This is a genomic window from Variovorax sp. OV084 (genome assembly GCF_900111625.1).
Classification (GTDB): domain Bacteria; phylum Pseudomonadota; class Gammaproteobacteria; order Burkholderiales; family Burkholderiaceae_C; genus Variovorax.
Map to the genome: position 1 here is coordinate 801,700 of NZ_FOII01000002.1, position 9,112 is coordinate 810,811.

The following is a 9,112-nucleotide window of genomic DNA, read 5'->3' on the forward strand; positions in this document are numbered from 1 at the left end:
GAACGCGGATTCTCTGCCCGCCACAAGCTGTGAACCTGACCGACCTAGCGATTTGCTCTACCAAAGCGCCGCTCTTCGAACACAAATTCGCCACAAGGACGCGGATCATCCAACATATCACCAGCACGAGCCCCTCATGAGCACCACCAGCGCCGCCCCTCTACCCTCTTCCTTCGCGGCGTTTGCCGATGGCTTGTCCGAGCCCTCTTCGGCGCTGCGCGAGCAGATCACTGCAGCCTGGCGCCGCGCCGAACCGCAGGCGCTGCCGCCGCTTCTTGCACAAGCGCGCCTGCCAAGCGGCCAGGCCGAAGAAGCCCAGGAACTCGCCTACCGCATCGCCCAGCAGTTGCGCGAGCGCAAGAACGCGGGCGGCCGCGCCGGCCTCGTGCAGGGCCTGCTGCAGGAATACGCGCTGTCGTCGCAGGAAGGCGTGGCGCTGATGTGCCTGGCCGAGGCGCTGCTGCGCATCCCCGACTCTGAAACGCGCAACGCGCTGATCCGCGACAAGATCGCGCACGGCCAGTGGCAGTCGCATGCGGGCCGCAGTCCGTCGGTGTTCGTCAACGCCGCGACCTGGGGCCTGCTGCTGACGGGCAAGCTCGTGGCCACGCACAGCGAGACGAGTCTCTCGGCCGTGCTCACGCGCCTGATCGGCAAGGGCGGCGAGCCGCTGATCCGCAAGGGCGTGGACATGGCGATGCGGATGATGGGCGAGCAGTTCGTCACCGGCGAAACCATCGCGCAAGCGCTGGGCAACGCGCGCGAACTGGAGGCCGAGGGCTTTCGCTATTCGTACGACATGCTCGGCGAGGCTGCGCTCACCATGGAAGACGCCAAGCGCTATCGCATCGCGTACGAAGAGGCGATCCACGCGATCGGCAAGGCATCGAACCATCGCGGCGTGTACGAGGGGCCGGGCATCTCGATCAAGCTGTCGGCGCTGCATCCGCGCTACAGCCGCGCGCACCATTCACGCGTGATGGCCGAGCTGTACCCGGTGCTGCGCGAGCTTGCGCTGCTGGCGCAGCAGTACGACATCGGCCTGAACATCGATGCAGAGGAAGCCGACCGCCTCGAACTCTCGCTCGACCTGCTGGAGCGCCTTTGCTTCGAGCCGGCGCTCGCGGGCTGGAACGGCATCGGCTTCGTGATCCAGGCTTATCAAAAGCGCTGCCCGTTCGTGATCGACTTCGTGATCGATCTCGCCCGCCGCAGCCGGCACCGGCTGATGGTGCGGCTGGTGAAAGGCGCGTACTGGGACAGCGAAATCAAGCGCGCGCAGATCGACGGGCTCGACGGCTACCCCGTCTACACGCGCAAGGCCTACACCGACGTGTCGTACCTCGCCTGCGCACGCAAGCTGCTCGATGCGCCGGAGGCCGTGTACCCGCAGTTCGCCACGCACAACGCGCACACACTGGCCGCCATCTACACGGCGGCCGACCCGTCGCGCTACAAGCCGGGGCAGTACGAGTTCCAGTGCCTGCACGGCATGGGCGAGCCGCTGTACGAGCAGGTGGTCGGCCCGCTCGGGCGGCCGTGCCGCATCTATGCGCCGGTGGGCACGCACGAGACGCTGCTCGCCTATCTTGTGCGCCGCCTGCTGGAGAACGGCGCGAACACTTCGTTCGTGAACCGCATCGCGGACCCGACGATCTCGCTCGATGCGCTGGTGGAAGACCCGGTCGCCACGATGGAACGCATGGCGCAGCAGGAAGGCACGATGGGCCTGCCGCATCCGGCCATTGCGCTGCCCGCGGCGCTGTATGGAACGCAGCGTGCCAACTCGCAGGGGCTCGACCTGGCGAACGACGACAGCCTGCGCGCGCTGGGCCATGTGCTCGCCGGCAGCGCCGGTGAAAGCTGGCATGCAGCGCCGATGCTCGCCGAAGCAGCGCCAGCTGGCGAAGCGGTCAGCGTGCTGAACCCCGCCGACCACCGCGACATCGTCGGGCGGGTGCAAGAGGCCACGCTGGCCGATGTCGAATCGGCCATCGCCCATGCCCATGACATCGCCCCGGCATGGGCCGCCACGCCGCCTGCCGAGCGCGCCGCCCTGCTCAACCGCGCCGCCGGCAAGCTCGAAGAAGGCATGCCCCGCCTGCTCGGCCTGCTGACGCGCGAAGCCGGAAAGACCTATGCCAACGCCATCGCCGAAGTGCGCGAGGCGGTCGACTTCCTGCGCTACTACGCGGCGCAGGCACGCAGCGATTTCTCGAACGACACGCACCGCGCGCTCGGCCCGATGGTGTGCATCAGCCCGTGGAACTTTCCGCTGGCGATCTTCACCGGCCAGGTGGCGGCCGCGCTTGCGGCGGGCAACCCCGTGCTGGCCAAGCCCGCCGAACAGACGCCGCTGGTGGCGGCCGAAGCTGTGCGCGCGCTGTGGGAAGCCGGCGTGCCGCATGCCGCTGTGCAACTGCTGCCGGGTCGCGGCGAAACCGTCGGCGCCGCGCTGGTGGCCGACGCGCGCGTGCAGGGCGTGATGTTCACCGGCTCGACCGAGGTTGCGCGCATCCTGCAGAAGACGCTCTCGCAGCGGCTCGGCGCGCATGGCGCGCCGGTGCCGCTCATCGCGGAAACCGGCGGACAGAACGCGATGATCGTCGACTCGTCCGCGCTCGTGGAACAGGTCGTCACCGACGTGATGGCCTCTGCCTTCGACAGCGCCGGCCAGCGCTGCTCGGCGCTGCGCGTGCTGTGCGTGCAGGAGGAAGCAGCCGACCGGCTGCTGGAGATGCTCAAGGGCGCGATGGCCGAAGCCTGCATCGGCAACCCCGCGCGGCTGGCCGTGGACGTGGGCCCGGTGATCGACGCCGAAGCGCGCGACGGCATCGAGCGCCACATCGCGACCATGCGCTCGAAGGGCCGCAAGGTCTATCGCCAGGGCCGCGAGTACGCACACGACACGCGCAACGGCACCTACGTGATGCCGACGCTGATCGAGCTCGACAGCATCGCGGAGCTGCAGCGCGAAGTGTTCGGACCGGTGCTGCATGTCGTGCGCTACCGCCGCCGCGACCTGGGCGCGCTGATCGGGCAGATCAACGGCACGGGCTACGGGCTGACGCTGGGCGTGCACACACGCATCGACGAAACCATCGCGCAGATCGTGGAGCACGCCAAGGCGGGCAATGTCTATGTGAACCGCAACATCGTCGGCGCGGTGGTGGGCGTGCAGCCGTTCGGCGGCGAGGGGCTGTCGGGCACGGGGCCGAAGGCTGGTGGTCCGCTGTACATGCTGCGCATGCTGTCGGCGCGGCCGGACGATGCAATGGAGCGCGCGGTGGGAGGTGGTGCTGTTGCATCACGGGCCGCGCTGTCGGCACTCGCGCGCTGGGCGGAGGCAACCGACCGCCCCGCGCTGGCGGCGCAATGCGCGCGCTTCGCCGAACAGTCGCGCTCAGGCAGTTCGCGTACGCTGGCCGGCCCGACCGGCGAGCGCAACGTCTACACGCTGGAGCCGCGCGAGGCGGTGCTGTGCCTGGTTGACTCGGGAGCGGATACGGAAGCCGACCGGCTGGTGCAGCTGGCCGCAGTGCTGTCGGTGGGCAGCACCGCGATCTGGCCCGCCAATGCCGCCGCGCAAAGTCTTCGCGCATCGCTGCCGGCCGAGGTGCAGCAGTGCGTGGCCATCGCGAATGACTGGGCTTCCGACACGGTGATGTTCGACGCCGCACTGCACCACGGCAGCATGCAGAGCCTGTCGGGCGTGATGCAGCGCATCGCAGCGCGGCCGGGCCCGATCGTCGGCGTGCGCGCCTTTGCGCCCGGCGATGCGGACATTCCGCTCGAAAGCCTGGTGGTGGAGCGTGCGCTCAGCATCAACACGGCGGCCGCCGGCGGCAACGCGAGCCTGATGACGATCGGCTGATCGGTTTTACTTGTCGAACGCCGGATCGATCGGCACGCGGTAGCCATTGACGAGCCGGTTGGTCTCGTTGGCCATGCCGACCACGCTCATCAGCTCGGCGAACATCGCGGGCGTCATGCCGGCCTTCTCGGCGCCGGCGTGATGGCTCGCGATGCAGTAGCCGCAGTTGTTGGTGACGCTCACGGCAAGGTAGACCATCTCCTTCACCACCGGGTCGAGCGCGCCCGGTGCCATCACTTCCTTCAGGCTCCCCCAGGTGCGCCTGAGCGCCACGGGGTCGTTGGCCAGGTACTTCCAGAAGTTGTTGACGTCGGGCACGTTGCGCGAGGTCTTGATGTCGTCGAAGACAGCCCTGACTTCGTCGGAGGCATTGGCGTATTCGATGGGCTGGGGTTTCATGGAAGCTCCTGGTGTTGAAGGCCGATAGCCGTTACCGACAACAGTAGCAGCCTCCACACCGCGCCCGTCAGTAGGTCTCCAGAAACCTTGCGTGCTCCTGATGCATGTGCGAGCGCGCGAGCAGCCACTTTCTCAGCGCGGCCTGCGTATCGGGCGACAGGTCTTTGGAGCACTGATCGAACGCTTCGCCCAGGAGCTTGAACTCGACGTCGAGATGGCGGCGCGACGGCGATGCGTCCAGCATCTGGTTCTTCGCGAAGGCGAGAAGTCCGGCCTGGCCGAATGCTTCCATCTCCTTGACGAGACGCCATCGCTCCTGCATCAGGCGACGGAATATGGCAGAGCGCCGGCGCACGCCGAAACGGCGAAGTATGGGATTGGTGTCGTCGGTTTGCACCGTCGCCAGGATGATGTCGAGCTGCTCGAGCAGATGCATCCACTGCTCGGGCTGGAAGAATTCCATCGACTCCGCAGGCGCCTTCTTCACGACTAGCATGGTTGTCTCCTGCCGTCATTTTTTTGGATGCGCCCCGGCCTGGTTCGGGATCATCCGAAACCAGGCCGGGGCTGCACTGCTGTCACTCACTCGGCGGCGACCGGAACCGGTCGCCTTCAATCACCGCCCGATCACTTCTTGAGGTCGAAGCGATCGAGGTTCATCACCTTGGTCCAGGCGGCCACGAAGTCCCGTACGAAGGCCTTCTGCGAGTCGCTGGCCCCATAGACTTCCGCGAGCGCGCGCAACTGCGAGTTGGAGCCGAACACGAGGTCGACGACGGTGCCCGTCCACTTGAGTTCGCCCGTCTTCCGGTCGCGGCCTTCCAGCACGCCTTCAGCCGTCGTTGACTTCTTCCACCCGGTGTTCATGTCGAGCAGGTTCACGAAGAAATCATTGCTGAGAGTCTCCGGACGCTTGGTGAACACACCGTTTTGCGACTGCCCGACGTTCGCGTTCAGGGCGCGCAGGCCACCGACCAGGACCGTCAGCTCGGGCGCGCTCAGGGTCAGCAGCTGCGCCTTGTCGAGCAGCAGGCCGGCGGCGGTGGCCGAGTCGATACCCTTCTTCAGATAGTTGCGGAACCCGTCGGCCTGCGGCTCCAGGGGTGCGAAGGATTCGACGTCGGTCTGCTCCTGCGAAGCGTCCCCGCGGCCCGGCGAGAAAGGCACCGTCACGTCCTGTCCGGCCTTCTTCGCCGCGGCCTCGACCGCTGCGTTGCCGGCCAGCACGATCAGGTCGGCGAGCGAGATCTTCTTGCCGCCGGACTGCGCGCCGTTGAATTCCTTCTGGATGCCTTCGAGCGTCGAAAGCACCTTCGCCAGTTGGGCCGGCTGGTTGACTTCCCAGTCTTTCTGCGGGGCGAGGCGGATGCGCGCACCGTTGGCACCGCCGCGCTTGTCGCTGCCGCGGAAGGTCGAAGCCGAAGCCCATGCGGCGCCCACGAGCTGCGCAATGCCCAAGCCAGAGGCGAGCACCTTGGCCTTCAGGGCCGCGACGTCCTTGTCATCGACCAGCGGGTGGTTCACGGCGGGAATCGGGTCCTGCCAGATCAGCTCTTCCTTCGGCACCAGCGCGCCGAGGTAGCGTGCGCGCGGCCCCATGTCGCGGTGCGTCAGCTTGAACCAGGCGCGGGCGAACGCATCGGCGAACTCCGCCGGATTCGCCATGTAGCGGCGCGAGATTTTTTCGTAGGCCGGGTCCATGCGCATGGCCATGTCGGCCGTGGTCATCATCGGGGCATGACGTTTGCCCGAATCGTGCGCGTCTGGCACGGTGCCCGCACCCGTGCTGCCCTTGGGCTTCCACTGGTTGGCGCCCGCCGGGCTCTTGGTGAGTTCCCATTCGTAGCCGAACAGCGTCTCGAAGTAGCTGTTGTCCCATTTCGTGGGCGTGGGGGTCCAGGCGCCTTCGATACCGCTGGTGGTGGCATGCACACCCAGGCCGCTTTCGAAGCCATTCTTCCATCCCAGGCCCAGTTCCTCGATGTCGGCTCCCTCGGGTTCGGCGCCGACCAGGCCCGGGTCGCCCGCGCCGTGGGCCTTGCCGAAGGTGTGGCCGCCGGCGGTGAGTGCCACGGTTTCCTCGTCGTTCATGGCCATGCGGGCGAAGGTCTCGCGGATGTCGCGGGCCGAGCCGAGCGGATCGGGGTTGCCGTTCGGTCCTTCGGGGTTCACGTAGATCAGGCCCATCTGCACGGCGGCGAGCGGGCCGGCCAGCACGCGGTCTCCGCTGTAGCGCTCATCGGCCAGCCACTTGCCTTCGGGGCCCCAGAAGATGTCGTCTTCCGGCTCCCAGATGTCGGGGCGGCCGCCGGCGAAGCCGAATGTCTTGAAGCCCATGGACTCCAGCGCGACGTTGCCGGTCAGGATCATCAGGTCGGCCCACGAAAGCTTGCGGCCGTATTTCTGCTTGATCGGCCACAGCAGCCGGCGCGCCTTGTCGAGGTTGCCGTTGTCCGGCCAGCTGTTCAGGGGCGCGAAGCGCTGAGCGCCGTGGCCACCGCCGCCGCGGCCGTCCGCAATGCGGTACGTGCCGGCGGAGTGCCAGGCCATGCGGATGAAGAGAGGTCCGTAGTGGCCGTAGTCGGCGGGCCACCAGTCCTGCGAATCGGTCATCAGGGCATGGAGGTCCTTGATCACGGCATCAAGGTCGAGGGTCTTGAATTCCTCGGCGTAGTCGAACGCTTCGCCCATGGGATCGGACTCGGCGGAATGCTGGTGCAGGAGCTTCAGGTTCAGCTGGCTGGGCCACCAGTCTGTATTCGCAGGAGCGCCGGCAAAGCTGTGTGTACGCTGGTGGCCCGGGAAGGGGCACTTTGTTTCATCGGACAAGGGGTTCTCCTTTGGTTGGTGATCGCACGTGGGGTCCGAGACCAGTCTAGGTTTGGATCTTCCGTCAATCAACCCAATTGAGTGAATTGAATTCATAGCGGCGAACTATGGTTTCTGCTTCACTCAACCCTTGGCTGGCGCTCCCGGCAACCGGTCATGGTTGACGTGCTGGCGCCCTGCTTCCAGGAGTCTCGAAGGGTTCTCGACCTGCAGTTCCATCAGATGAATGCCTGACCGCTTGGGCACCCAGCATCGCCACGTCAGATAGACCGTCGCCAGATCGGAGTTCAGATCCACATGGACGCCGTCGAGCATCATTTCCTGAGGGGCGCTGCCTCCATCTTTCCAGTGCGCCATGGCGGACAGCTGCACGCCAGGCAGCCAGACCTGAATGTGGGTGTGGTCCGGATGCATGTGAAGAAGCTGCAGCTCTTCGTCGCCGTTCAGGTGCTCCCGAATCGGATGGCCGGCCTGATGGCGCGCGGCGTCTCGCTTCCAAAAACTCCTCATCGCTGCATCAGACCTGTGCTGGCCCGGAACCCAGCTTGGCTGCGCGTCCCGAAGCGGGCATGGAAGGACCGTCTCTGCTCCCCCTCCACACGCGCCGGCAAGCAGTGACAGAAGCAATCCCAGCACAAGTCCATGGGACGTGTGTTCGAGGAGCCGGAGTGGACTCGCGTGAAGGCGGCTCGTTCCGCCTGCGACGCACCTTCTCGCTCAGGCAACGGCCCATGGAACATCATCGGCGCAGTGGCTCGAGGTCGCGGGAAGAGCGCGCCCTGCGCCGGCGTGTTTCATCTCGTTCGAGCAGGCATCGCTCGGCATGACCTCGATTGACACCGCCGTGCGGTACGCAGATCGATCCGCAACTTTTCTGCTCACGACGGCCGCAGTCATCACCCGCGCATTGTCGAAGCGCCCGCGTATCGGCTGCGGCCTTGTTGATCGAACCCGTCTTGGCCGCAGGCTGACGGCGAGCGTCGGCGCAGACGGCAGTATCGGGTTCGCGCACCGGCCATGAGACGAGAAGCGTCGGGCAGCGAGACCGCATGGGAGACGTTCCTGCCCACCGCGATCGGGGTTCAGGGCAGAGGATGAGTGGACCCTGATCAACCAGGGACCTGCAGCGCCCCTTCGGCAAGCAGCCCACGCCGAGCAACTAGCACATTGCGCAGTTGCGACGTCGGCAGGGATCTTCAACGATGCACAGCTCCGCCTACCGCCTACCGCCTACCGCCTACCGCCTACCGCCTACCGCCAAGGAGCATCCCATGCGCACGCTGCTGATCGACAACTACGACTCGTTCACTTACAACCTCTACCAGTACCTGGCGGCCTGCAACGGCGAACCACCGATCGTGCTGCGCAACAACGAGATGCACTGGGACGAGGTTGAGCGCATGCACTTCGACAACATCGTGATCTCGCCGGGGCCCGGGCGTCCGCAGCGACGCGCCGACCTCGGCATCTCGGCCGATGCGCTGCAGCGTTCCCGCAAACCCGTGCTCGGCGTCTGCCTCGGCCACCAGGCCATCGCCCACCACTGCGGCGCCCGGGTCGATCTGGCGGTGCGGCCGATGCACGGGCGTCTCGATCGTGTGTCGCACGCGCAGCGCGATCTCTTCGCCGGCATTCCAGACCGCTTCGAGGCGGTCCGCTACCACTCCCTCGCGGTCACGCAGCTTCCCTCATTGTTAGCGCCAGTGCAATCGTGATCAGCGGTGCCAATCGAACATTGACCAGGGGCTGGAGCTGGTTCCGTTAGGAGCCAGCTGTGAATAACTATAGGTTGGATGCCTCTGTGGGTCCTCCTTTTCTTGAATCGGTTGTTGGTATTCCCGAGCCGTCAGGCGAGGCCCCTTCCTCCGCGGCCTCGCTCACCTGGGCGGCCGCTGCCTTCCTGGTCTGCTCGCGCGTCTTGATGCGCCCCTTGGCTTCGTGCGTGCTGTGGCGGAAGCGGTAGGACTCGTTGCCCGTCTCGATGATGTGGCAGTGATGGGTCAAGCGATC

7 protein-coding genes are annotated in these 9,112 nt (G+C 66.3%); 2 read left to right on the top strand and 5 right to left on the bottom strand.

The window, feature by feature from the left end:
* Positions 1-136: 136 nt before the first annotated feature.
* Positions 137-3,874 carry a trifunctional transcriptional regulator/proline dehydrogenase/L-glutamate gamma-semialdehyde dehydrogenase gene (putA, locus tag BMW87_RS10025; RefSeq protein WP_093076034.1) on the top strand — a complete coding sequence of 1,246 codons (3,738 nt, stop codon included), beginning with the start codon at positions 137-139 and terminating at the stop codon, positions 3,872-3,874.
* Between the two features lie 6 nt (positions 3,875-3,880).
* Here the strand turns inward: putA and BMW87_RS10030 are convergent, their stop codons facing one another.
* The 4 genes from BMW87_RS10030 to BMW87_RS10045 form a co-directional block, all read right to left on the bottom strand.
* Positions 3,881-4,273, bottom strand: a complete 393-nt coding sequence (locus tag BMW87_RS10030) for a carboxymuconolactone decarboxylase family protein (protein WP_093076036.1) — start codon at positions 4,271-4,273, stop codon at positions 3,881-3,883.
* A gap of 67 nt (positions 4,274-4,340) precedes the next feature.
* Positions 4,341-4,769: a hypothetical protein gene (locus BMW87_RS10035; protein ID WP_093076038.1), complete on the bottom strand. Its 429-nt coding sequence runs from the start codon at positions 4,767-4,769 to the stop codon at positions 4,341-4,343.
* Positions 4,770-4,900: 131 nt separating this feature from the next.
* A complete protein-coding gene (gene katG / locus BMW87_RS10040; RefSeq protein WP_093076040.1) occupies positions 4,901-7,102 on the bottom strand; it encodes a catalase/peroxidase HPI in 2,202 nt (733 codons plus the stop codon).
* Between the two features lie 123 nt (positions 7,103-7,225).
* Positions 7,226-7,612 (bottom strand): DUF2169 domain-containing protein, encoded by a 387-nt coding sequence (locus BMW87_RS10045; protein WP_093076042.1) that lies wholly within the window; start codon positions 7,610-7,612, stop codon positions 7,226-7,228.
* A 761-nt stretch (positions 7,613-8,373) separates the two neighbouring features.
* On the opposite strand from BMW87_RS10045, the gene BMW87_RS10050 reads away from it, so the two are divergent.
* Positions 8,374-8,817, top strand: coding sequence for an anthranilate synthase component II (locus BMW87_RS10050; protein WP_093076044.1), 444 nt, complete (start codon positions 8,374-8,376; stop codon positions 8,815-8,817).
* 67 nt (positions 8,818-8,884) lie between these two features.
* Here BMW87_RS10050 and BMW87_RS35340 read toward each other — a convergent pair.
* A partial coding sequence (locus tag BMW87_RS35340; protein ID WP_218149748.1) for an ATP-binding protein occupies positions 8,885-9,112 on the bottom strand: 228 nt, incomplete at its 5' end.